Origin of the sequence: Haloarcula sp. NS06, assembly GCF_051122755.1 — an archaeon.
In the GTDB taxonomy this organism is placed as follows: Archaea; Halobacteriota; Halobacteria; order Halobacteriales; family Haloarculaceae; genus Haloarcula.
Map to the genome: position 1 here is coordinate 94130 of NZ_CP184841.1, position 21919 is coordinate 116048.

Sequence of the window (21919 nt, forward strand, 5' to 3'; positions counted from 1 at the left end):
TAACATAGGATAGCGGATGGCGTCCTACACTACCATCGAAGACTGGCGGGATGTCAAAGACGGCTACGTCGTTGCTGTGACCATCCGACAGACGGACGATGAACAGTACCCGTGTGGTTGGGATTATAGCCTCCATCTTGGGGAGGTCGGCGGAGACACGATCCTCCGATACGACAATGCCCACGAACGGACGAAAGGGCACGAGCGCCACATTCACGACGATGTTGAATACATCGAGTTTCCGGGGATGCTGACGCTTTACGACCGCTTCAAGGAGGAGGCTACCGAACTATCGCCCGTCTCGTGGAACTGGTCACCGTAGGACGCCGCCGGGAGGAACACAATGCCCACACTCAAAGTCACCGTCGGAAATAGCGACCATCTCGACCAGCGCACGCGTAGTCGACTCAAGGCCGCTCAGGAGGGCGAAGACCTTGACGACGCCCAACCGACACTGAACTTCGACTCGTACGCCGAACTCAGTCGTCTCCTCAGTCCGAAGAATCTGGAGCTGTTGGAGGCGATCTCCGAACATGAACCGGCGAGCATCCGCGAGGCTGCTGAACTGGTTGACCGAGACTACAAGCAGGTACATCGGAACCTCTCTGAACTTGCAGATATCGACGTTATCGAATTTCAGGGCGGTGGACCGGGCGAAGCAAAGAAGCCGATGTTGGCCTACGACGGTCTCGAAATCGACATTCCATTCACAGGGTCGAACGGGAACACTGGTACTGTTGCACCGTAGTCTATTGCTGTAGTTCCGCTTCGGATAGAGTTCGGCCTCGGTGAACACTTTGCTTGTGGCCTCCTCACCGGATGGATTCAGGTAGGAGTGTATGGAGGGAAAGCCCCCTGTATGTTCCAAGAAAGGATTTCTCTCCTCTTGCTGAAAACGAAGGCGATCATACATCAAAACCGCAACGGAGGTTACGAACACTTCTACGACACGTTGGAGTATCAGCTGGATTTCCCTCTGTATTGACCGTGAGCCAGTCCAAAATTTTGTGTTCCTCTGGCGGGTGAGAGGATGACTGACTTGACACTCGGTACGTTCGGAGACGGAGACAGCGCCGACAACGACCTCGATCCCGATGCTGCAAGCATCGCCCGCTGTGCGACGACATGTCGCGCTCCTGACCGCGGCGATACCAGTTGGGCAGCCCCGGACGAGGACTGGGGGCTGACAACGCAGCGGCCGGCGTCGTCAATCAACACGTCAGCTGGTCGAGCAACCAAACAGCAAACGCGGTGGGTCGTCGATGGGGACGTCGGAGACTACGTTGAGCAGTACGCAACTGGTGACCTCCTGCAAATCCCAAACACGTACGGCGAGTTCGCCTCTATCGACACTCGAGTCACATTCATTGATGGACTCGCTGACAGCTACGGGTACGGAATTGACGCCCAGGCACTCGAAAAGGCATTACGAATCCTCACTGGCGGTGGCCGATACACTGCGTCGCAATATACTGCCATCCCGTGCGGGCAGCAGCCGTGGATTCTGACGGGGCCAGAAGGGACGCTCCTGTGCAGTTGTATGCCCGTCGAGCGGCCGGAGAATCCATACACGAAGGACCTGCGGACGCCAGAGACAACCCTGCAGATCGAGGAACAGAACCAAACAGTCCGCACGGGAGCCGCTGAGTTTGTCCACCTGCTGTCCGACGCCCTCGGTGTCGATGTCGAGAAGGTAAAGTACGCAACAGTACGCGGGCAAACCCAGCACTCATTCATCGGCGAGGAGGACAAGTTCAAAATCGCGGCGAGAGACTTAGCACAACTGCATGGGTTGACGAATGATCCATCCGTCATCCAGGGGACAGTCAGCCGTGGAGTCCAGCCCCCCAGCGGTGGCGACCCAATCTCGGTTGAGTGGGACGGGCCGGATCATCCGGTTGGATATCTCGACGAGGGGGATGTAGTCGCCGGCTACGAGTTTACGTGGGAACAACCCGAGGAGTCGCTGGAAGACGTTGCGGTGGTTCGCGAGTACCGGATCACACAGAACTACTCGCGCTGGACGGTTGATTACAATACCCATCGCCTTGCGTCGGTGGTCCCCTGACCGGTCGTCGTGAGTAAGGCGACCACATTCATGACGACAGTGTCAGTACAGATGTACGATTATCCGCCCAGTCAACTCAAATTCCCAGCACCTCGAGCATTACTCAATACCGGTTCAGCAAACCGGGAAGTATTAGTCTCACACTTGCACGCCATCCAATATGGGAGCTGATACTGATGATGAAGTTCGTTCTGAGCGATACGACATCCACAACTACATCAAGGAAGTACTTGATAAGAGCGAGTTTGACGCTGATGAGAACCCGCTTGAAATGTCCGACGTGATTCGCGCAGCAGCTTCTCGCTACGTGGTGGAAGGCAACAGCGACGATATTGCAGACTACGAGTATCACTACATCACGGCAGTCAGGATCGCCGATAACATCTCGAGAAGTTCGAGCGTGTACAAGGAGACTGCGCGGGATATGTACAACGAGTTTGAGGAAAGCCACGATGACCTCAATGACGAGGAAATCGAAGCTATGGCCGAGGATGCGGGGAAGTTTACCATCGGAAACAACCTCACGGTGACGTACTCAATGGCGTACGAGCTACTGGACGACTTAATGGAGGAAGCAATGCCGCTTATCCTGCCCGAGGAAGACCGGAAAAAAGCAGGAGGTACTTTGAAGAGTCAAGTTAACGAGTACTTCTCGAAACAGCAGTTATTGGGTCAATGTGGGGTGGTGAGTGAGGAGACAGCGAGTACGATTCAACATATCGGGGGTATTCGCCACGATGTTGTTCACGATGTAGAAGAGCGGTTCACGCTCGACACACTTGACGGAGATATGGATCGTATCGACGAGATACCGGGAGCAGTGAACGAGGTTTATGAGTTGGTTTACGGAGAGCCGGCATACCAGTACGTAGACGAGTAGTACGCACACCAACAGAGCAGCCCTTCCACCCTGATGGATACAGAACCGTATTCACACTAAACGTGCCATCGACGCCGCCAACGGCTCATTTTGTGTGCCCTCCGGCAAGTGGAGGGAAATCGAAATGTCACAGTCACACAGCGACCAGTAGCACCGAAGACAGCAACCACCGACGCCGAAACGAGCGTGCCAGAAACGCCGGCGGACGGTGACGCAGCGAACTCGACACTGCGGACCTCCTGTCGCTCGATGCCCCGCAGCATCTCCAAATCAGCGGAGCGAGGTCCAACTGTTCGAGCGGATCTTCGCGGCGGCTGGGCACGGTCACGGACAAGACACGGACTAGGAATTGACAGAGTCTGGGAATCGCCATCCGGGCGGCTGACCTGCAGGGACACGCGATGGTCGACTTGCGTGTCGCTGGGAGTTCGTTCACCTCTTTCGATGCAGCGGAGGGGACGCTCGGAGTGGACGTCGGACGAGTTCGCGATGCACTCTCGGTCGGCGATGCAGGCGACCTTGCACAGTTCGCACTCGATGCGGCAAAGCAGCACGCTGGAAATCAATATCGACGGGATAACGCGCACCATCGAGCTTGAGGCGGTTGAATCGCTCCGCTACCCTGTCGAGATGCCGGATATCGATCATCCCGGCAACCGTCCACCTGAGTCCAGACGATCATCTCGCTCGGTCTTGACGCAGCCGATATGCTTGCCGACCGGTTTGACCTCGTCTGTTGACTCAGAAACCAGAGAAGTGCAGTTTGCCGCAGACGGAGACACCGACAGCATGACCTACCGGTGAGCGACGACCGATCTCATTGCCTTCGAGCCTGCGGATGTGGCGGTGAAACTGGATTCATCGCTGGTCAAATCGGCGCATGCTGGCCTGCCAGACGGCACGAATCGGGTTTTACACGTTGGAGACTCAGTGCCGCTTGTGCTGAAATCGGAGTTCCCCGATGCCGATGGAGCGATGCAATTCGTGATCGCGCCGAAGCTCCCGAACTGACTCGGCTCCCCGTGGTTTTGCGGAAACGGTGGTGTGTCTCGCTCTTATGTAGAACTGCGGAAAGCCCCGATAACGAGACAATCAACGATTGACTCGGTGGATTCACCAGCTAGGTTGAGTGAGCGAACGATGCCGAAGGTGTGAGCGGCCTGTTCCAAGCCCTGCTTGGACAGGCCGCGAAACTTCCGCAGCCACGGCTGGACGAGTGAAAACAGGCACTCAGCCTGGTTAATGTGGACGCCCTCGGGCGAAACATATCGCTCTTTGTGGACGACCGTTCGGTGATCAAACTCCATCTGTCGGTACGCCTGGAGGCCGTCGGTCCAGACCTCTCCCAGTGGCTGGGAGAGGTCTTAGCCTCCTGAATCACCGGTTCAAGATCGCCGCTGTAATCGATGCCGAGTTGGCTGCGAATCACGCGAAGCGAGTCGCGGCACGCCGCGACGAGCGTCAGCTGATCACCGTGACGACCTCGCCAGCGTGATCGGCCTGTTGGGACGAGCCGCCGCGTGAACGGCTGTTCCGCGGCGGCTCTTGGCCTTGTAGCCCGAGCAGACCTCGCCAGATTCGTCGACTTGCGTCGGTCCATCAATGGTCTGGCCGAGTAGCTTCCAGACGACGGGGAAGCCGCGCTGAACCGCGGCTTCCACGTCTCGAATAGCTGTGTAGACGGTTCTATAGGCTCGACCGAGGAACGGCGCGATCTGGTTGATACTCAGCAACGTATCGGCGTACAGCGTGAACGCGAGAAGCACCTCTCCTGCGGTGAGGTGCTTCTCGTGGAGCGGCGTTCCGTAGGTGAAAACCGGCTTGAAATTGCAGTCACGGCACCAGATTCGGTCGATACTCTCCCAGGTCACGATGCTCTGGTGGCCGCACCGTGGACAGGACGTATTCTCCCAGAATTCCTTGAGTCGCCGCTCGATCCCCGCATCGAGCGGCTCTGTGTCGATCTCGACTACGCCCAGCTCAATCAGCTCTCGAAACATCGCTCCGAACGCTGGCTGAGCAGAACCCATATCGCCACATTAGCGTCGGCTCAGTGTAACTATACGGTCTTTCCGTAGCTTTGCATAAGAGCGGTGTGTCTTAACCAACACCGACCGCCATACTTCTCTATTGTTGGTTAGCGCTAATTTTGTGTCTCCCCGGTCGGGTGAGGGATTTCCCTCTATGGACCCGACCGACAGTGCCAGACTACGAGCGCTTCGAGCGCGAACAGATCGCACAGGACCGTGACCGGCAGCGTCCCGATACCGTCGAGATCGACGAGCCACGAGGCCGGGAAGTGGTCACCAGTCTGCTCGAATGAGGGTGTGGTCGAGCCGATTCCAGAACGAAAACGTCTTGCAGCACGTTCCCTCCGGGCAAGTGCTTCGACTCCGACATGGCGCTGGTGTACTTCCACGAGGGGTGGGAGGCCGGAGGCGAGGAGTAGCCAACTCGCAGACTAACCAACACAGTACCCCACAATCTCTGGTTCGCCGTCTTCGAGTTTGCCGCCGAGTGGGGACTCGAAGTCTCTGTCCTCCCGAAATCGTGGTACAACCTTGGCTCGGCTGTCCACATCGTCTTCTATCCGCCGGAGCGGTACAGATAGCCAGCTCACTCTGCTCTCGCTCAGTCAGCCAGTCGATTTTCTGTCCCCCAGTGGAGGTGCGGGGGCGTACCCGAGAGCGCGTCCCGGAAGACAGACCAATGTCAACGATACAGTCAGACACTCCAGAGCAGTCCAGCCAGCAGACTACTTGCACCTTCGACGAGTCCGACTCCCGAGACGAGGAGATGCGCGACCAACTCGATGCGTGGGTCGAGGATCTTGCCGACCTCACCGAACGAGGCGCAGGCCAGCGAGCAGTTCCAGCAGTGGCTTGACGTGCAGTCGAAGTTCCACGACTACTCGTGCCCGGAACACCCTGCTGATCAAGCTCCAGTGTCCCGAAGCAACGCCGCGTTGCGGGGTACAATACGTGGCAAGACGAGTTCGACCGGTACGTCCAGCAGCGGCGAGGATGCCATCTGGATCTGGGCTCCGATCATCACGAAGAAGTGCCCCGAATGCGGCAATTCGCCGTCGTATCACGAGAACACGGATTGCGAATACGATGAAACGGACCCCGAACAATGGCAGTCGAGGGACTGGTCGGATTCCGGCCAACGTCGGTGTTCGATGTCTCCCAGACCGAGGGCGAGCCGCTTCCCGAATTGGAGACGGAAGCTCACGGCGACCCGGATGGACTTGTCGAGGACCTCTTGGACGCGACCGACGAGATCGGCGTCGACGCGACGAATTGTCGCCTCCGGAGGAATGGGAGCATGGGTCTGCACGGGGTGTCTGCGAGCGTCGGAGCGTCGTGACGACGAAATCCGATGGTCGAAGCGGTCGACCGGGACAATCGGGCCGCCCTCGCGAGTACACTGATCCACGAGTTCGCCCACGCTGCTCTTCACTTCGATGTCGAGGATGAGACGGAGCGGTCGAAGCGTGAGGTCGAGGCCGAGGCGGTTGCCTACGTGGTCAGTCGTCACTTCGGGCTGGACCCGGACAACTCGGCGTTCTACCTGGCGGCGTGGGACGGCGACGCACCGGAGACGCTTGCAGGACCGGCTGGACCGTATCTCGAACGACGGCTGCGGATCTGATCGACGCCGCCGAAGGTGCCAGCTGAGAAGGAGCTGTGTCCTTCCAGACGTGCTTGAGAGGAGTGTTTTGTGACTCCCCTGGTGGGCGAGGGAGTCGAATATGCGTTCCACAGCAGCGTCAGGTGAGCAGTCCTGTCGGACAGTTTCTGAGTGTGCTTAGCAGAGTTGCGTGACCAGATCGGAGGGCCGTACTACCTCGGAGACGTGACCGGGCGGTTGGATTGGCCCGACCGAGGGGTGTACTTCTTTTTCTCGCCAGCAAGCGACCTCAGCACAGATGCCCTCCATCGAAGTGGCGGCTCTCACGGATCGGTACCGTCGGCGTCAGTACCGGTTCGTCGAACACGCTCTGGAATCGACTCAGACAACATCGTGGGCAACGTTCGCGGGCAAGTACGCCGGCGGTGGCAACCATCGTGGTTCGATCTTTCGCTTGCACGTCGGGCGGGCGCTGATCGAGAAGCACGGCTGGCACGACGAATATCCTCACTGGGGCGAGCCGAATCCCGACGCCGAGACGACCGCTGTTCGCGAGCAGGAACACGAACTCGAACAGCGCGTGTCGGAGTACATCCGGGATCTGCCGTTTCTCTGGGTTGACGTTCCGGGCAAGCCCGGACCAGAGTGTGACCGAGCGGTGATCGAGTCACATACCATCGCGATGGTGTCGAGAGTATCGTCGATCTGCAGGGCCGTCAGACCTCGACTGGCTAGGGTATCACTCGCCGAAATCCGAAGTGTATCAGTCTGGGCTATGGAACGTGCGGCACGTCTCTGACTCGTTCGACCCATCGGTCGTGGACCAGTTGTCAGAGGACGTTTCGTCAACGGAAGCGCTGGATCATCAGTCGCGAATCTGAGGCTGGCAGGATGGTTCCGCAGCGAGAACTCAGTACGCTCGGCTACGACTCCGTAGGCAACCCCAGTCAGTGGCGCAACCACAGGAATCCACGCAAACGGAGACATGAACAGTTCCGTCTGGATGGACCCCCAGACGGCAGCGTACATCAAAACAACGCAGACGGACGCAATGGCTGTCGACAGTCGCCACCGGACTCCTGCTACGAGCCCGGCCAGCGGGAGGCCGTAGAACGCCAGATCACCCGCAGATTGAGGACAGGAAGTAGGCGATGCCAAGACGCACAGAGATATCCCAGAAACATCGCTGTGCCTCCTACCGACGCGACGGCTAGCCGTCGCCATCCAGCACGCTCGTCGGTGTCGTCCTGGTCGGACTGCTCGTCGCTTTCCTCGTGTCGTCGTGGTGACTGCAAGAGGACTCGTCGACCGTGTCTGCGACGTGGCTGGGCTTCGACACGAGGGCCATCGCGAGACTGCCCGTTGCCCTCCGTCTCTTCGCCCTCGACTTCCTCAGTGATCGGGACTTCGCTCTGCAACGCAAGCACTCTGTGGGAGTCCGCCTCCGGACTGCTTGCTGGCTCTTGTTTCGCTGACTCTGGCAGGTTCAGGCGTCCCGTTTGCTTGATGTCGTTCTTCGCAGGTAGAACACACTGTCAGGAGGTTCGTGGTCTTGTTTGTTCACGCCGTTCTCGGCAGGGACTCGTCGCACGACCTCCAAGTCCTCCGCAGGGTACCGCGTGCCGCAGTTGGTGCAAGTGTTGTTGTCCAACTGCCTCCGGAAGACGATCCGGTACGCCCAGTCTGGTGGGTAGTCGCCCCGGTAGTTGTCAGGGTCGTCGTACTGCGATTCGATGCCTTCCTTCATTCTGACTCGACACTTCCGCCCGTCTCCGTATTTAAGCCGCCGGGTCGTTTTGTGCCGCGCCTGCCAGCTGGGCGCGCCGGTGGGCGCGCTCGGTGTTCTCCATGTCTTCTGAGGCTCGACACTCTTGGTCAGCGGCGGCTGTCGGCGATGCACAGCAGGCTGAGTGCGTCGGGTTCCTTCACCGGGAGCCGTTCGTAATCGATGCTTACTCGGCTTGGGTTTGCTGTCGGCGTTCGCGAGGACTACACCTACCAGTCCTCGCTTCGGAACGTCGACGTCCCGATTGAGATGCTAGACAACGACTTTCGGAATCCAGACTTGGACCGGTACATCGAACGCTTCGAGCAGTACGAGCCATCGGTAGGGATGCTCGGCGACGCATACGACCGGCAAGAAGCGCGACCGGTACAACCAAGCCGCACGGGAACTGAAACGAAAGTTTCCGGGCATGGAGGCCATCATCGTCCCGAAGTGCCGCGACGCAATCGACGTGATCGACGAGGATATCATCTTGGGCTACCCGATGGGCTACTCCGACCAGACAGCTGACGAATACACGGACATTGTGGACTGGCGGGGGCGGCGAGTGCATCTGCTGGGGCGCAAGTCCGACGAAGCAGTATCCGGTGATCGAGGCGCTAACACAGCCGCGTGTGACCGGAGAGGAGCCAGCCGATATCGTTGGCGTCGACTGGAACGGAGTTCATCTGGCGGCGCTTCACGGCGAGTATTTTTCGCCACACGGCTACGGGAGTGCGGACCATCTTTCGATCCGGGAGACGGTGCGAGAGAGCTTGCGACACATCAGGTTATACTGGAAATCGCGGGGTGTGTGGCCGGCTATAGAGAAAGACCGGAACCCGCTAACAGCGGAACCGATGGACCCCGTCTGGGCTGTTGACGGTTCGAGAGCGACTGTCGACGGCCTTGAGGATGCGATTGTCGTCGAGTATGAGAACGGACAGACGCTTGCGTACCGGAGTCAACACGAGCGAGACAGAGTGGAGTACCGGACAGGACTCACTCCCGCAGAGGTTACAGCTAGCAGAGTGTCATAGACGCGTTCACAGTCTCGGTGCGATTCTCGATGACCGGTCGATACGAGTGAGCACCTACCGCTCAATGGTGTGCGCTGATCGTCGACTTGATTTCCAAACGCGGTGGCAGAAAAAGGGTATATCTGTATGCTGTCGCTTACCCGACGATTGTGTGTGGCCAACTTCGGCTCTACTCGGTCGTTCCTTGCATTATAAGATGTGCCGTTGCAAGGTCCCGTTCTGAGGCTCTGAGGAATCCCTGCGTGAATCCCGAACCAAACTTCACATCAACGAGAGTATCGCCGGTCTCGGGTTCCTCCTCACGGTCCACGGTAGTGGCGAAGCGAAAGGTGTGTGAGTTCCCTGTTGCGGTGTCAAACGTCAGATGCCACCGGTATCGCCTTGTCGACTGGTCAGTACCCAAATAAAGGTTCGAGTTGGCGTTGTCATCGTCAGCCGGAACAACATCTCCAGAGTGAGAGATGAGCGACCCCGAGTGCCAACTGTGTTCCACTGTCAGCGAGGCAGTTTTCCATTCGGTTCCCGCCTCATAGTTCGATCCTGGAATAAGTTGATACTTCAGTGACAAGGGCGTAGCGACCAGCCGATTCGAGGTTGAGAACCGATGCGGACTGTCGAAACGGTACCGTACGGTCTTGCTTCCCGCCGTCGTCGTATCGCTAGTCACAACGGGACTATTCCGTTCACCCGTTGAAGATACTGGCTCTGCTGCGTGCGTAGCTGGTGGAATGGAGGGCTTGTCGTTGATCCCGGCTGTGACCCCGAGGACGCCGGCGACCCCGGTGCTGGCGGCCAGTCCGAGAAGCGTGCGACGCTGCATCATTTCGAGGGAATCTATCTAGGTAGAATATCTGTTGATAGTTCTTGGTAACGAACGCCCGCGTATCAAACGGCCCAGAAGGAACGACGCGCTCAATACACGCATTCACTGAATAACTGTTTCAATTCATTTTGGAGTGAAAGCAATACACTGTAGCCGTTTCTATAACAGGCTTAACTCGGATAGAACGTGCCTGAGAGCCGTATTTTGTGACTCCTCTGGTGGGTGAGGGAGACACAGATGACTACCACACAGACTGAGCGAGACCCGTGGCCGCTTCGTGCTCATCGGATGTGACGACGCGAAAACCGACGATCCAGCTGAGGCTCGCGACCTCTACACATCGTCGTACTTCGCGGTCAAGCGGTCGTATGCTGAGGCGGCTGTCCAGTGGGCTCGAACCGCTGACCGACGAGCGAACACCTGGGCGGTTCTCTCTGCAGAACACGGGATTTTGATGCCTCGGCAGACGGTCGCCCCGTACGATACGACCATCGAGGACCTACGCGGCGAACCCATCGAGGGAGAAGCCAATTATCGGCTCCCGTCGGGGAAGCGGGCCGAGAGCCGACTAGATCGCTGGGCTCTTCGCGTCCACTCGGCGCTGGCCGATTGGCTCCGCCGACCATACGCCGCCGAGCAACAGGACTCTCCGTGTCGAGAGCTGGTCGTTCTGGCCGGCAGTGACTACGTTGACGCATTGCGTGAGCGCGGGATCTTCGACGGACGGCCAACTGCGATTCGGACTGGCCGGGAGACACACACTGCCCTCCCGCCGAAGGCAACCGTCCGGTTCCCGTTTCAGGAGCATGATTTCGACGGAATGTTCGACCAGATGGGCTGGCTTTCAGACCGCACTGAAGAACTTGAAGCAACTGCAAAGCCCGTTCGTCGAACAGAACTTTCAGCCTTCGACGGCGGCTTTGAGCGCGAGTCTGCTACGTGGCAAACCAGATCATAGCGGCGTCGACGTCGAGGGAACCGAGCAGGCTGGGTTGGATGCGTTCGAGAACGTCCCTGAGCGGTTCCTTGCCACGAGGCAGACGAGTCTTGAAACCGACGGCGGGGAGGGAGGGCAAAATGGATAGCACGCAAACCTGCGACATCGACCGAGATGCGGATATCCACGTCGACGCGCCACTGGACCGAGAGGTGATCCGGATGACAGAGACTGGCTTTCTGGCTGTTTGTTCGGACAACCACTGTTCTTGGCAGGGACTGTTCCCAACCAGAGAGGTGGCAGCCGAAGCAGTCGAGACCCACATTGAGCGAGCCCGGCGGTCTCCGGATTACAAGTACCACTTCGGCCAGCAAAACCCGTTCGTGGTTGAGCTTCTTGACGACTCGACAGCACGGATCTGCCCAGATCGAGAGCTAGATCCACTTGAGCCGTGGAACTCCCATCACGACGGACAGCGACTTTCCCGGTCGGAGGCCTCTCGCACGCCGCTGGGGGAACAGTTGCATCGCGGGGACCTCATTGACTGCCACGGGCCCGGTGACGCGATGGTGCTACAAATCTCGCAAACCCGAGCGTTTGGCTTGCCGGCGTTTAGCATCATCTACGTCTCGCCCGACAGCGAGCCAAACAAGGACGGCAGCTACAGTGACGATGACCACCGATATCTGAATAATTACGTGGCTCGCGAGGGCGAAGCGGTGAGCGTTCCAATGGCTGATCGGCTGTCGTTCCGTGGACAGACCAACGCCCAGAGCGACCTGAAACGGTGGTCGTCGGGCTGACACCCCATATTAACCAACACTTATCGCTTCTGTTGGTTAACGGCTGTGTCGGGCGATTTTCTGTTCCTCTGTCGGGTGAGAGGATGACGGAAACTGATCCGACTCAGACGCAGGACGGACAGCCAGACCAGCAAGCCGGCTTCGACTTCAGCAAGCCCAGTCAAGAGCACGAGATCGAAGTGTCGTATTCGTGGGGGTATGTCGACACCATCTACATGGACGACGACGGTGAACTCATCCGCTCACAGGATACCGACGGTTACTACCGCAACGACGAATCGTTCGAGTGCACCTGCGGGGAGACATTCGGTTGCGAGAGCAAAGCAAAATCCCACATCCGAAGCGAGGGCTTCCGAGGCCCGCCGGTGCCGGTCGCCGGCCATCCAGAAGCATTGCGCTGGGACAACGAGCCGATGACCGACTTTGGAGGGAATGTGGAATTCATTCCAGATGTAACGAACACCGCCGCCAAAGTTGTCGACGGGGCTGACTACCTGATTGCTACGGCCCGGACGACACTGACGCCACCAGCGGACCACAAGTTCGATAGCTGGGACCCACTGCAATCTGGCCGCCTGTCGAACCACAACGGCAACCCACTGTTCTCGGCGCGGATCTTGTCGAAGGCTATCGCGACGCTTTCGACCGGACATCAGTACGTTCCGGACCGCTACGCCATCTACTTTCGTGGGCACACAGCACTGTACTTGGAGGGGCCGAGGGGCGGCATCATTATTGCTGAACGACTCCCCGGCCTCGACTGAGACGGCGGTTTTCTGTTCCTCTGGCGGGTGCGAGGATGACAAAACCAACCTCCAAAGCCCGTGATGGATCAGCCACGAACAGCAGCGAATTGCCCGTCGACGAGCAACCAATTCCAGTCGTCAAGCCACCATCGGCGTTTGTCTGGACGAGATGAAGTGGTGCCCGCGCTCGATGGGGCTATCACCGTGCGTCCGGAGTCTGCCCGCTATCCGATAGCCGCACAGGTTGTCGACGGTGCTGAGTATCTTGTCGCAACAGCCCGAGAAACGTTCACTCCACCAGCTGACTACCAGTTCCAGTCGTGGGACGTACTCCAGTCTGGTCGCCTTGCCCTCCGATCAGGCGACCCCCAGTTCCCGCCAGCCGACGTCGAGCCGTGCAATCGCAACGCTTGCGAAGCATCCTGCGTATCAGCCTGAGCGGTTCACGATCTTCTACCGAGGGTGCGAACCAGTGTATATCGAAGGTCCAGATGCCGGCATTGTGATCACCCCGTGGTAACTCGATAGCGATTTTCTGTTCCTCTGGCGGGTGAGAGGATGTCCACACACTCAGCATCGACGCGAACAAAGTCGTTTCAGCATCGCCCGCCAGCAGACACAGGGGAGTGTTCCTGTCCGATTCACGCCAACGGCGACCCGTTCACGGCACCTCTCGGGATTCGATTTGCCGATCATGTCGCCGTCGAACCAATCGACAGAGAGACCGCAGCCGCCGTCTACGAGGCGCATCACTCCTATATGGGTTCGCTGCCGTCGGTCAACCTCACCAACCACGGGCTGTACTTTCAGGACTCGTTGGTCGGGGCTATCACGTACCGCTACCCGCTCATATCGAAGAAGCGAATCCGGTACGGTGTCGACGGCCAGCTCTGTCCCGAGCCCGTCGAGATCGACAGTCTTCCAGCGGAGATTCGAGCGACCGCCCGGCGGGTGCTTCCGTCGACGAACACGGCAGTCGTTGACAGCGAGGTGATTTCTGGGGACTCGCTCGTCGAGGCCGCGCGGATCTGCATGGGTGTTCGGATGCCAAACCTCGCGTCGGCGGCGCTAGCCTGCTCACAGGAGCGATTCTTGCAGGCTGACGACCGTAACACTCGCTTCTTGTTGACGTGGGTGCGCTCGGACTATGATGGCGCGATGGTTCGGGCGCTGCAAGACAAGGGCTGGACGTGTACGGGCTACCGTGAACCGGGACAGGCAAGCAACCGCGAGGACAAGCCGATTCGTGAACAGTATAAATGGCGCTTTCTCTGTCCCGTGGACACTGCTCGCGAGCAGTCAACACTTGCACGGTGGTCTCAGTGACCGACGTCCAGCCCGAAGCAACGGCCGAGTGCTGTCGATTCTGTGGGGACAGAGCCGATATCTCCGGCGAGGCGTACACGTATGTTCGGTGGCCTGACGAGGTCGACCGAGAAGACGGCGTGTTCCGATTCACGATTTGCCGGGCGTGTGCGCTTCAGGACCGCGACAACGTCGAGCAGGCCGCTTCGCTCTTCCACGAGGCAGATCGGGACTATCTCGTCACCTGCGATGTCTGTGGAGCTGTTGGCTGCCGGTCTGCCAGTACTCGCCGGCCATCAGCGGGGACGTATCGGCTTGCAAGCGTTATTTCCTGGTCGGTGAGTATCAACGGCTTCGACGGGGCAACGCACTCTTGTAGTGAGTGCAGTCCTATCATCACGCTCAACTGTGTGAAACGCCCTGACCGGACATACGACGACGGAGTACCGCGTCTCGTCGAACCCTCGTTTGATGCAGTTGAGAAGACAGCAGACGATGCTCCGGCAGACAGTACACAGGTCGAGATCGGCGGGTGGACTGGGTAGTCAGTGGTAGTTCCTCGAAACTGGTGGGTCTGTTCCGCTACTGAGCAGTACAGGTAGTACAGCGCGCAATGGAACCATCCAAATGTGAGATCGATCGAGGCCCAAATACGGATCTGAGCGTTCCCCATAACTTTATGAACTGGAAACCTCCTTCACCTCGTGAACCGACGGACGTACCTTGCATCTGTATGTGCTGCTGGCGTCGCTGCAACAGCAGGATGTAGTACAATTTCGGGTAACAAATCACTCTCTAAACCGACGATAAATACGGAATCAAGTGGAAGGTAGGCTCTCATTTTTACAGAGAACGACGAGGAAGTAGGTCATTTGGGTGTCGATGGAAGCGTGACATCCGGACGTATCGACCTTTCGACTGAGATCTGGCATCGGGATGGGACGAACGTGGAATCCATCAAACTGAGAGTATGGATGCCCGAAACAGCAACGGAATTCCCCGCAGAGGTCGCCGTCGTCTCGCCAGTGGAAGGGGATAGCTCTCCACCACCGTCGGTAGCACTCTATACGCCTGATCAGGCCCTCGGGACGATCATCGAGATTACCGATTTAGACGACCTCGCAGATGAAACAATCAGCACGCTCGATCTCATCGTAATTCCGGGATCGGAGACGGCTACACGCCTCAATATCCACACAACCATCGCACTCTCGGGGAGCGGGACCCTCAGTAGTGACTACTCGCTGGATGGCGAACTCCAGTTAGCGTATCCCCGGCTCACCGCCAAGTGACGGAATGACTCTCCACTGATTGAAAGTCAGTCGCCACCTCTCGGTTTGCAGTGTTATTGAGCAGGTAGTTCAGCCAACGCAGTAAGCACAAACCCCATTCACAGCGGTAGCGAGCCCCAATTTTGTGTTCCTCTGGCGGGTGAGAGGATGTCTCGAAATATGTCCTGCCGTCATTCGGAAGACCTGTCGCAGCGAACCATCCCGTTCGTCGAGTCCATCGCGACGACTGTTCGAGGGCAGCCCGACAGCGCTGATGTTGAAGCGGTTGTCCTCCGTATGGTGGCCCGGCGATCAGACAGTATCGACCTCCCGGACGTACTCGAACTTCGTTCGCTTCTGGACGTCGACGGTGCGCAAGCAGACACGTTAGAGGAACAAGTTGCGACCATCATCAGCGCCATCGAAGCCGAACTCGCTGGTTGGGACCGCCGGGAGGTCGCTGCATGAACGCAGCAGGAACGGCCACGTTGGGCGACTTCGGTGCTGGTGGCCCACGCTCGGATGTGCTGATTGACACGCAGAGCGCAGCACAAGAAGCAGTTGCCGGTGAGTGGGAATTTCTCGCCGCTGGCAACGACACGATCGGCTGGCACATCCCCGACACCGGGGCCACAGTCCTGCTCAAGCGAAGCGATGCTGGCTGGACGCTCGAACGGGCGACCAAACTGGTCGGGACGCGAAGCACACTCGATGCTGGGCTGGAGCTTGCCAGCTCGTACATGACAGACAGACCGGAGGGAGCCTCGACATGGCGATGATCGAGCGCGAGCAGTGGCGTCGCGAGGAGCGCCACCGTGTTCCGGCAGCTCTGGCACGCGCCCGGTTCTGGCAGTCGGTTGCGCCGCATAAAATCGGCTTCTGGGACGCCGTCGACGAGACGCTTCTAGCTCACTACCCCGACTGTCGGTACACGCGCAAGACAACGCTCGATGACTTCCGGGGAGAAGATGCATGAGCGACGCCGACTCGATTCTCGACAAACTCCCTCCAGAGCGGTTGCTGGACGCCGATCATCTCCAGCCAATCGTCGCCGGCATCAACTGTATGCACTCAATGGAGACGATCCAGCAGTATCTCGCATACGAGAACAAGCACCAGAACCGGACGCCGATCCAGTCTCGTCTTCGAGAGCGGGCACGCGAGATCCGTCGCGATGAATCGGATACCGAGGAGCAAGCCGCCGTGTGATTTCTGTGCCCCAACGGGGTGAGGGGCGTCCCACAGAGGGCGTGCCGCCTGTTATTCATGGCTACCACAGAATCCAGTAGCGACGCCGGCAGCATCGACGAGAGTGAACTAAAGGAGGCTGGCCCGAACAGTTGTACCGTTCGGGCGCTGACCGAAGTGATGACCGTATTGGACTCGATTGGTCGTGCACGAAACGCCGACGATCTCTTCCTGGTCAACTCCGGGTCCGGCTCAGAGTACCTTGTCGACACTCGAACAGGGAGTTGTGAGTGCAAGTGGAAGCAGTACAATCCCAGCGAGGAGTGCAAGCATATCAAGCGAGTCGCTTTCGCGACCGGCGAGCGACCCATCCCGCAGTGGGTTGACGACGACGCTCTAGACGACCAGTTCGGACTACACGTCGAAGGCGAACCCCGCAAAGCGGTCGCTGACGGTGGAGTCATGCAGGTCCGCTTCGACGACGGCGGCGTCACGGACCCCAAAGAGGACCCCTTGGCCGTCACCTCCGAGGATGAACCGCGTACAAAGCGAGCGAAGCAGGAAGATATCGACGTTTCCTTCCTCGCAAAGCCCGGTCGCTACGAGGTCCATTCGGCGTCGGATAGTTGCTACGAGGTGGATGTGCTTGAGGAGACGTGCAGCTGTCCTGATGAGGCCGAGCGATGCAAGCACCGTCGCCGGGTCGAGATCGAGATTGAAGCCCAGCGAGTCCCCCGCCCGGATGGAAAACTGCCAAACGCCTAATCGGACGCCGCAGCGTGTTTTCTGACCCTCCGGTCAGATGAGAGGATGTCTCGAAATATATCTTCGCAAACTGTCCAGACAGAATTGTCTACAGCTACGCCGGGGTGTCCCGAGTGTGGCGGCACACTCGATAGCAGCGGGCGGGAAACGAACTGCGAAGACTGTGGCCTGGTGACCGACCAAGACCGGATCGACCGCAGGCCAGCGTGGCGGACGTACGACAAGGAGGAACAGAAGAGGACGGGAGCGCCCCGGACGGCCACTCGCCACGACCGAGGCCTGTCGACGAATATCGGGCGAGTCGATAGCACAGATATTTCTCCGAGACGGCGTCAACGGCTTGCTCGCCAGCGGTGGCTTCACGGTCGGGCAAAGTTCGATAGCAAGCGCGACCGGAATCTTGCCCATGGACTCGGTGAAATCCGACGCATTGCGAGTGCGCTGTCTGAAACCAAAGCGGTGAAACAGCAGGCATCCACGCTCTTCCGGAAAGCCCAGGAAAAGGACCTCCTAATCGGACGGTCGATTGAGGGCGGTGCAGCGGCCGCGGTCTACGCCGCCTGCCGATGCAATGGCCTCGTGACGATGGAGACGGTAGCCGACGTTGCGCGGTGTTCCGGCTCACATATCTGGAACTGCTACCGGACGTTCCTGACCGAACTTGACCTCCCGATTCCAGTGTCGCTCCCGGTGGACTGGGTAGCACGGATTTGTTCGGAACTTCCATTCGACGTTGCGCCGGACATTCGCCAGCGAGCGCTCGAACTCGCAGAGCAGGCGACCGAGTCGGCCGAGATCAACGGGCGACCAGACGGTATCGCAGCCGGCGCTCTTTACCTTGCTGGCCGGGAGTCAGATACCCGACTCACGCAAGCGATGATAAGTGAGAGGGTGGATTTGCATACAAAGACGATCCGTCTGTGGTTCCAGCACATCGAGAAGCACATGGCTGAGTGACCTCTCGCGACGGGCTGTTTTGTGCTTCTCGGGTAGCTGAGAGAAATCCAACAATGAGCAGTGGCTACCGACGTGGAAAGCATGGATCGAAAGAGCGAAAGTGGCGATGGACAGACAAAACCACGAATCAATCGCTGCCACAATCGTGGGCTGACAACGGTCGTATAGAATCTCCCGACAACGGTGAGGTCAAACTGTATGCCATTCAGTGGCGGGCTGGTCTCCTGCTTGAATGGGTAGTTGATACCCGAACTGGGAAATTGCTTGAAGGGCCACTTAGCGAGCAGCCGGGGATTCGTGCTCTATATGTCACTGCTGACGGTGAGCACGCTCTCGTCCAAGAGTGGGAAGCACGGGAGAAAGAGGGCAACTGGAAGCCTCCGAAAGAGTTCGCCAGCGTCGTTGCGAAGCGCTCCGATGAAACTGACGCTGTTCAGGACTCCGATCAAGACTACTACCGCCGCTCGGTTGAGGACCTCTACAATCTATAGCAGCTGTTGTGAATACTCTACTCGTGAAGGGAATTGAAACAGCTGCTCGGTAAGCCTGCGTACCGCTCACCTGATTCAAACTATTTTAGTTGAAAATAACACCCCATGAAGGGTTGTATGATACTGTGTATTAGTCTTGAAAAAATCCGTGTTCTTCTTCAAAATGGTCGCAGATACGCTCAATATCCGGTTGGTTCCATTGTTGTCCGCAGAGATTACACTGTGCCATATTGAAGGAAGTAGGACGCTTGTCTTAGAATTTTTGATGGGGCCCTATGTTGATGTATTGACCAGATCAAGCAACGAGTAGAACTCTGGAGTGACGATAACTGGCAAGCCAGGTTTTGTGACCCTCTGGTGGCTGAGAGAGCATGGCTTCTCCACAGTTTGATGTCGACGGGATTGTTGAAACGCTTGAGCAGATTCGCCAGCGCGGGCACAGCGCCCACACCGTGTTTCGAGACTGGGTCAAACTCATGTTATTCGCGCTTCAGAATCGAGACGATCCATATCTGGAAATCGTCGATAACTATCGTGAGCGCGGTGATATGGACCATCCACATGGGCAGCGGTCCGTCGACCTCTTCTCGAAAGCGTTCGGCCAGCTGCAAGAACGGATGGCAGTCACCAGTGCTGACATTCTGGGTGCGGTCTACGAGGAGTATGGAATGTCGAGCGATTCCTTCGGCCAGCACTTTACGCCACACACTGTCTGCGAGACAATGGCTGAGATCGCCGGCGTTGTAAACGAAAGTAGCGATACCGAGGACCGCCAGACGGTTCTTGACCCGACCTGTGGGAGCGGTCGGATACTACTGGTCGCTGGTCGAAAGCAACCAGACGCACTCTTTGTCGGGCAAGATAAGGACCCATTATGTGCCCGAATGACGGCGCTGAACTGTTGTTTCTTGAATCTGGACGCCTACGTTATCCAGGGCGACTCACTGACTGTCGAGTTCCAGGGGGCGTGGCAGACCTCGTACTCTTCGCTGGGTGGGAGCGTTCGCGAGCTAGACGGTGAGGAGGTCGAGGAGCTTCACGAGTGGGTGACTGACGCATTCGAGAACACGGTTGAGGGAGACAACCAGCGCAGTCCAGATCAGGGGACAGACACGGGCATGGAAGATCGAACACCTCCCGTTGGGATGTCTGTTCCGAGTGAACAGGCCAGTATGGGTGCGTTCGACAGCAGCGATTAACGGCTGTTTTGTGTGCCCCAGTCGGGTGAGGGGCGTTCTAATGAGAGCGTCCTGAAAAAAACTATGTCAAGTGAACCAGATAGAGAGTCAGCAGCGGCTCCAGAGACAGGTGAAACGGTCGAACGAACAGATATTGGGAGTAGCATGGAAGCCCGGTTAAAGCGAGGAAACGGAACACGAGACGAAGACAGTGTGACGATCAAGGCGAAAGGGAGGACTGCCGAGGAGACGATTGAAGAGTTCTACAAGCTTTTAGTGGAGTACGAGGCGAAAGTCAGTGAGCGTCTTCGGGATATTCAGCCCGAGGAAGTCGACGAATAGAATCTACGCTTTCGCTTTTGGCCCGAGCAAGAGTACTGCCGGTCGTCGAGGACGGTTAGTATCGAGATTGACACCGTGGGCGGCCTCAACCCCGTAAATGTGCCAACAATCGGTCCGAAGCACACCAGATTTCGCCGGAAAATCGAATACACGTCTTCACTACTGTTGCTCTAGCTGATGTAGTAGCAATTTAACCAACATACAGGTCGAAAAGGTGTTTATGTTGGTGAACTGGTGAACCTCACCGATAGTGGCCACAAAACATTCGAAGACTGATACGTAGTCAGAAGGTTGATAGCCGAGAAGAAACGAATCCAGTGACAGACACCACCTGAATCCACTTTCGGTGTCTGTATACTTCACCCCCCAAACCCCCATTCGGTGCCGAACTCCTCCGGCACTCTCACTTTCAGCGTGGATGGCTGAGTTCTCGGCAAGTGTGTCAAGAGTCCGAACACTAGCCATCATTTTCATACTCAGGACTGGAGAACATTTAGCTACAGACACCCCTCTGGTTCCACATTCAGGTGTCTGTATCTCCACCCCCACCCCACCACCCCATCCCGTGCCGGATTGGGCCGGCACTTTCACTTTCAGGTCGGTTGGCCGAAGTATATCCTGTCGGCAGTCCACAGAGCCAGTATGCATGCTGAGGCCGAGGGCCTCGACGGCCCGCCGAGCAGTGACGAGGGGACAATCGTCAACGTCGACGCCAACCGAACCAACCGAGGATATCTGGATGGGGATACCAAGGCCTGCGAAGCGTGCGGCGAGCCCGTCGCCGTCGATTCAGTCCACATCGGGGCCTGGGTACGCGTCGCCGACGAGCTGGGCCACGTGTTCTACCGGCTCGTGTTCTGTGACGAAGAGTGCTGGGCGGCGTGGCCGACAGCCAGTGAAAAGTCCACCAAGTAGACAAATAGCAAACTGCACGCCCACACATGAGTAGCATTACCCAGATTGTGTTGACTCTCGGTATCGTCGTACTTGGTGCAGTCGTTGCCTTGTTCACTTATACACACCTCCACGAATATTCTCACTATCTCGTTGGGCGGACACAGACCAGCGAAATCGAGGTGCTCTACAAGTATGGCATCATTCCCTACCGAGTGTTGTTTCAGCAGCCGTATGACCTCTCACCAACCCATATCAGACTGGCCGGCTTCGCTCCAGTTGTAACTGGCGCAGTCCTGACTTCGGTATTTGCACTTCGATGGGGGGTTCCAGAGTATGGTTTCCAGTCCATCGTTCAATTTGTGGCTGTAGGGACAGTAGTCCTCAGCCCGGAGGATCTGCTTGCTGTGTTCGACCCCGAGGAATTTCAGCGCCAATCTGCAGAGGGGTTCGATATGACTCAAATGGAGATCTTGCGGTATGTACTACAAGACCGTTCTTAGGCACCGAATCCAGCCTCAACGTGACCGGAAAGTAGACCAGCTTTCATTAATCCTGACTGACGAGACTGTGGTGTGATGAATGAAGACCTGATACGGAACCGGCTGGCAGACCCAGATATTGAAATTCAGACGGTCGATAGCGATGGGAAGGGCCCATTCGTAATGGTGGTGGTCTCAGGCACGGAGGCCAAACTCAGGCGGTTGACTGGTGAATACTTCGATATCGAGGGTGAACCCATGAGCATGAACGACGGTATCCACGCTCGGCTCCGGCCGAAGTGGTAACGCCCAGTACTGCCCATCTACTGCTGCCCTCGCCCACAATATTCT

The 21919-nt window shown here is 57.8% G+C and carries 27 protein-coding genes and 4 pseudogenes; 28 read left to right on the plus strand and 3 right to left on the minus strand.

Annotated features, from left to right (window positions below; genetic code table 11):
• Nucleotides 1–16 precede the first annotated feature (16 nt).
• The 5 genes from ACODNH_RS00575 (at nucleotide 17) to ACODNH_RS00595 (ending at nucleotide 3547) form a co-directional block, all read left to right on the plus strand.
• Entirely contained in the window at nucleotides 17–322 is a 306-nt protein-coding gene (locus tag ACODNH_RS00575) for a toxin-antitoxin system TumE family protein (protein WP_170084410.1), read from the plus strand.
• A gap of 21 nt (nucleotides 323–343) precedes the next feature.
• On the plus strand, nucleotides 344–748 hold the full coding sequence (locus tag ACODNH_RS00580; RefSeq protein WP_014030648.1) for a transcriptional regulator: 405 nt from the start codon (nucleotides 344–346) through the stop codon (nucleotides 746–748).
• 282 nt (nucleotides 749–1030) lie between these two features.
• Entirely contained in the window at nucleotides 1031–2068 is a 1038-nt protein-coding gene (locus ACODNH_RS00585; RefSeq protein ID WP_434529953.1) for a hypothetical protein, read from the plus strand.
• Between the two features lie 160 nt (nucleotides 2069–2228).
• Entirely contained in the window at nucleotides 2229–2948 is a 720-nt protein-coding gene (locus ACODNH_RS00590) for a hypothetical protein (RefSeq protein ID WP_151147899.1), read from the plus strand.
• 401 nt (nucleotides 2949–3349) lie between these two features.
• Nucleotides 3350–3547, plus strand: coding sequence for a hypothetical protein (locus tag ACODNH_RS00595; protein WP_434529954.1), 198 nt, complete (start codon nucleotides 3350–3352; stop codon nucleotides 3545–3547).
• A 456-nt stretch (nucleotides 3548–4003) separates the two neighbouring features.
• On the opposite strand, the pseudogene ACODNH_RS00600 reads toward ACODNH_RS00595, so the two are convergent.
• Nucleotides 4004–4978: pseudogene (locus tag ACODNH_RS00600) on the minus strand (IS1595 family transposase).
• A gap of 154 nt (nucleotides 4979–5132) precedes the next feature.
• Between ACODNH_RS00600 and ACODNH_RS00605 the strand changes: the two are divergent.
• The 3 genes and pseudogenes from ACODNH_RS00605 to ACODNH_RS00615 all read left to right on the plus strand — a co-directional run bounded on the left by ACODNH_RS00605 (nucleotide 5133) and on the right by ACODNH_RS00615 (nucleotide 7380).
• Nucleotides 5133–5397, plus strand: a pseudogene (locus ACODNH_RS00605) (hypothetical protein).
• Nucleotides 5398–5657: 260 nt separating this feature from the next.
• Nucleotides 5658–6628, plus strand: a pseudogene (locus ACODNH_RS00610) (ArdC-like ssDNA-binding domain-containing protein).
• A gap of 251 nt (nucleotides 6629–6879) precedes the next feature.
• On the plus strand, nucleotides 6880–7380 hold the full coding sequence (locus ACODNH_RS00615; protein ID WP_434529955.1) for a hypothetical protein: 501 nt from the start codon (nucleotides 6880–6882) through the stop codon (nucleotides 7378–7380).
• Nucleotides 7381–7663: 283 nt separating this feature from the next.
• On the opposite strand, the gene ACODNH_RS00620 is transcribed toward ACODNH_RS00615, so the two are convergent.
• Nucleotides 7664–8008, minus strand: coding sequence for a hypothetical protein (locus tag ACODNH_RS00620; RefSeq protein ID WP_434529956.1), 345 nt, complete (start codon nucleotides 8006–8008; stop codon nucleotides 7664–7666).
• Between the two features lie 59 nt (nucleotides 8009–8067).
• A complete protein-coding gene (locus ACODNH_RS00625) occupies nucleotides 8068–8328 on the minus strand; it encodes a hypothetical protein (RefSeq protein ID WP_434529957.1) in 261 nt (86 codons plus the stop codon).
• 101 nt (nucleotides 8329–8429) lie between these two features.
• Here ACODNH_RS00625 and ACODNH_RS00630 point away from each other — a divergent pair.
• The 20 genes and pseudogenes from ACODNH_RS00630 to ACODNH_RS00725 all read left to right on the plus strand — a co-directional run bounded on the left by ACODNH_RS00630 (nucleotide 8430) and on the right by ACODNH_RS00725 (nucleotide 21874).
• A pseudogene (locus ACODNH_RS00630) lies at nucleotides 8430–9386 on the plus strand (DUF6610 family protein).
• Between the two features lie 1100 nt (nucleotides 9387–10486).
• Nucleotides 10487–11167, plus strand: coding sequence for a DUF6884 domain-containing protein (locus ACODNH_RS00635; protein ID WP_434529958.1), 681 nt, complete (start codon nucleotides 10487–10489; stop codon nucleotides 11165–11167).
• Nucleotides 11168–11286: 119 nt separating this feature from the next.
• The gene (locus ACODNH_RS00640) at nucleotides 11287–11949 is read left to right on the plus strand and encodes a hypothetical protein (protein WP_434529959.1); all 663 of its coding nucleotides are present in this window, start codon (nucleotides 11287–11289) and stop codon (nucleotides 11947–11949) included.
• An 83-nt stretch (nucleotides 11950–12032) separates the two neighbouring features.
• Nucleotides 12033–12713, plus strand: coding sequence for a hypothetical protein (locus ACODNH_RS00645; RefSeq protein WP_434529960.1), 681 nt, complete (start codon nucleotides 12033–12035; stop codon nucleotides 12711–12713).
• Nucleotides 12714–12872: 159 nt separating this feature from the next.
• Nucleotides 12873–13133, plus strand: coding sequence for a hypothetical protein (locus ACODNH_RS00650; RefSeq protein WP_434529961.1), 261 nt, complete (start codon nucleotides 12873–12875; stop codon nucleotides 13131–13133).
• A gap of 120 nt (nucleotides 13134–13253) precedes the next feature.
• A complete protein-coding gene (locus ACODNH_RS00655) occupies nucleotides 13254–14021 on the plus strand; it encodes a hypothetical protein (RefSeq protein WP_434529962.1) in 768 nt (255 codons plus the stop codon).
• Nucleotides 14018–14545, plus strand: a complete 528-nt coding sequence (locus tag ACODNH_RS00660) for a hypothetical protein (protein ID WP_434529963.1) — start codon at nucleotides 14018–14020, stop codon at nucleotides 14543–14545. Before ACODNH_RS00655 ends, ACODNH_RS00660 begins: the two co-directional genes overlap by 4 nt.
• Nucleotides 14546–14890: 345 nt before the next feature.
• A complete protein-coding gene (locus tag ACODNH_RS00665; protein WP_434529964.1) occupies nucleotides 14891–15292 on the plus strand; it encodes a hypothetical protein in 402 nt (133 codons plus the stop codon).
• Between the two features lie 159 nt (nucleotides 15293–15451).
• Nucleotides 15452–15739, plus strand: a complete 288-nt coding sequence (locus tag ACODNH_RS00670; RefSeq protein WP_434529965.1) for a hypothetical protein — start codon at nucleotides 15452–15454, stop codon at nucleotides 15737–15739.
• A complete protein-coding gene (locus tag ACODNH_RS00675; protein WP_434529966.1) occupies nucleotides 15736–16050 on the plus strand; it encodes a hypothetical protein in 315 nt (104 codons plus the stop codon). Before ACODNH_RS00670 ends, ACODNH_RS00675 begins: the two co-directional genes overlap by 4 nt.
• Entirely contained in the window at nucleotides 16041–16247 is a 207-nt protein-coding gene (locus ACODNH_RS00680) for a hypothetical protein (protein ID WP_434529967.1), read from the plus strand. Before ACODNH_RS00675 ends, ACODNH_RS00680 begins: the two co-directional genes overlap by 10 nt.
• Entirely contained in the window at nucleotides 16244–16480 is a 237-nt protein-coding gene (locus tag ACODNH_RS00685; protein ID WP_434529968.1) for a hypothetical protein, read from the plus strand. Before ACODNH_RS00680 ends, ACODNH_RS00685 begins: the two co-directional genes overlap by 4 nt.
• Before the next feature lie 57 nt (nucleotides 16481–16537).
• Nucleotides 16538–17224 carry an SWIM zinc finger family protein gene (locus tag ACODNH_RS00690; RefSeq protein WP_434529969.1) on the plus strand — a complete coding sequence of 229 codons (687 nt, stop codon included), beginning with the start codon at nucleotides 16538–16540 and terminating at the stop codon, nucleotides 17222–17224.
• Between the two features lie 57 nt (nucleotides 17225–17281).
• Complete coding sequence (locus ACODNH_RS00695) at nucleotides 17282–18181, plus strand: transcription initiation factor IIB (protein WP_434530002.1); 900 nt, start codon at nucleotides 17282–17284, stop codon at nucleotides 18179–18181.
• A 53-nt stretch (nucleotides 18182–18234) separates the two neighbouring features.
• Complete coding sequence (locus ACODNH_RS00700; protein WP_434529970.1) at nucleotides 18235–18672, plus strand: hypothetical protein; 438 nt, start codon at nucleotides 18235–18237, stop codon at nucleotides 18670–18672.
• Between the two features lie 371 nt (nucleotides 18673–19043).
• Nucleotides 19044–19871: an N-6 DNA methylase gene (locus ACODNH_RS00705; protein ID WP_434529971.1), complete on the plus strand. Its 828-nt coding sequence runs from the start codon at nucleotides 19044–19046 to the stop codon at nucleotides 19869–19871.
• A gap of 63 nt (nucleotides 19872–19934) precedes the next feature.
• Nucleotides 19935–20192 (plus strand): DUF7389 domain-containing protein, encoded by a 258-nt coding sequence (locus ACODNH_RS00710; RefSeq protein ID WP_434529972.1) that lies wholly within the window; start codon nucleotides 19935–19937, stop codon nucleotides 20190–20192.
• Nucleotides 20193–20834: 642 nt separating this feature from the next.
• Nucleotides 20835–21107 (plus strand): hypothetical protein, encoded by a 273-nt coding sequence (locus ACODNH_RS00715; protein WP_434529973.1) that lies wholly within the window; start codon nucleotides 20835–20837, stop codon nucleotides 21105–21107.
• A gap of 26 nt (nucleotides 21108–21133) precedes the next feature.
• The gene (locus ACODNH_RS00720) at nucleotides 21134–21589 is read left to right on the plus strand and encodes a hypothetical protein (protein ID WP_434529974.1); all 456 of its coding nucleotides are present in this window, start codon (nucleotides 21134–21136) and stop codon (nucleotides 21587–21589) included.
• Nucleotides 21590–21661: 72 nt separating this feature from the next.
• A complete protein-coding gene (locus tag ACODNH_RS00725) occupies nucleotides 21662–21874 on the plus strand; it encodes a hypothetical protein (RefSeq protein ID WP_434529975.1) in 213 nt (70 codons plus the stop codon).
• Nucleotides 21875–21919 lie beyond the last annotated feature (45 nt).

Bases quoted from the DNA above. Each gene is read 5' to 3' on its own strand.
- ACODNH_RS00575 (WP_170084410.1), top strand. From the start codon at position 17: ATGGCGTCCTACACTACCATCGAAGACTGGCGGGATGTCAAAGACGGC.
- ACODNH_RS00580 (WP_014030648.1), top strand. From the start codon at position 344: ATGCCCACACTCAAAGTCACCGTCGGAAATAGCGACCATCTCGACCAG.
- ACODNH_RS00585 (WP_434529953.1), top strand. From the start codon at position 1,031: ATGACTGACTTGACACTCGGTACGTTCGGAGACGGAGACAGCGCCGAC.
- ACODNH_RS00590 (WP_151147899.1), top strand. From the start codon at position 2,229: ATGGGAGCTGATACTGATGATGAAGTTCGTTCTGAGCGATACGACATC.
- ACODNH_RS00595 (WP_434529954.1), top strand. From the start codon at position 3,350: ATGGTCGACTTGCGTGTCGCTGGGAGTTCGTTCACCTCTTTCGATGCA.
- ACODNH_RS00615 (WP_434529955.1), top strand. From the start codon at position 6,880: ATGCCCTCCATCGAAGTGGCGGCTCTCACGGATCGGTACCGTCGGCGT.
- ACODNH_RS00625 (WP_434529957.1), bottom strand. From the start codon at position 8,328: ATGAAGGAAGGCATCGAATCGCAGTACGACGACCCTGACAACTACCGG.
- ACODNH_RS00640 (WP_434529959.1), top strand. From the start codon at position 11,287: ATGGATAGCACGCAAACCTGCGACATCGACCGAGATGCGGATATCCAC.
- ACODNH_RS00645 (WP_434529960.1), top strand. From the start codon at position 12,033: ATGACGGAAACTGATCCGACTCAGACGCAGGACGGACAGCCAGACCAG.
- ACODNH_RS00655 (WP_434529962.1), top strand. From the start codon at position 13,254: ATGTCCACACACTCAGCATCGACGCGAACAAAGTCGTTTCAGCATCGC.
- ACODNH_RS00670 (WP_434529965.1), top strand. From the start codon at position 15,452: ATGTCCTGCCGTCATTCGGAAGACCTGTCGCAGCGAACCATCCCGTTC.
- ACODNH_RS00675 (WP_434529966.1), top strand. From the start codon at position 15,736: ATGAACGCAGCAGGAACGGCCACGTTGGGCGACTTCGGTGCTGGTGGC.
- ACODNH_RS00680 (WP_434529967.1), top strand. From the start codon at position 16,041: ATGGCGATGATCGAGCGCGAGCAGTGGCGTCGCGAGGAGCGCCACCGT.
- ACODNH_RS00685 (WP_434529968.1), top strand. From the start codon at position 16,244: ATGAGCGACGCCGACTCGATTCTCGACAAACTCCCTCCAGAGCGGTTG.
- ACODNH_RS00690 (WP_434529969.1), top strand. From the start codon at position 16,538: ATGGCTACCACAGAATCCAGTAGCGACGCCGGCAGCATCGACGAGAGT.
- ACODNH_RS00700 (WP_434529970.1), top strand. From the start codon at position 18,235: ATGAGCAGTGGCTACCGACGTGGAAAGCATGGATCGAAAGAGCGAAAG.
- ACODNH_RS00705 (WP_434529971.1), top strand. From the start codon at position 19,044: ATGGCTTCTCCACAGTTTGATGTCGACGGGATTGTTGAAACGCTTGAG.
- ACODNH_RS00710 (WP_434529972.1), top strand. From the start codon at position 19,935: ATGTCAAGTGAACCAGATAGAGAGTCAGCAGCGGCTCCAGAGACAGGT.
- ACODNH_RS00715 (WP_434529973.1), top strand. From the start codon at position 20,835: ATGCATGCTGAGGCCGAGGGCCTCGACGGCCCGCCGAGCAGTGACGAG.
- ACODNH_RS00720 (WP_434529974.1), top strand. From the start codon at position 21,134: ATGAGTAGCATTACCCAGATTGTGTTGACTCTCGGTATCGTCGTACTT.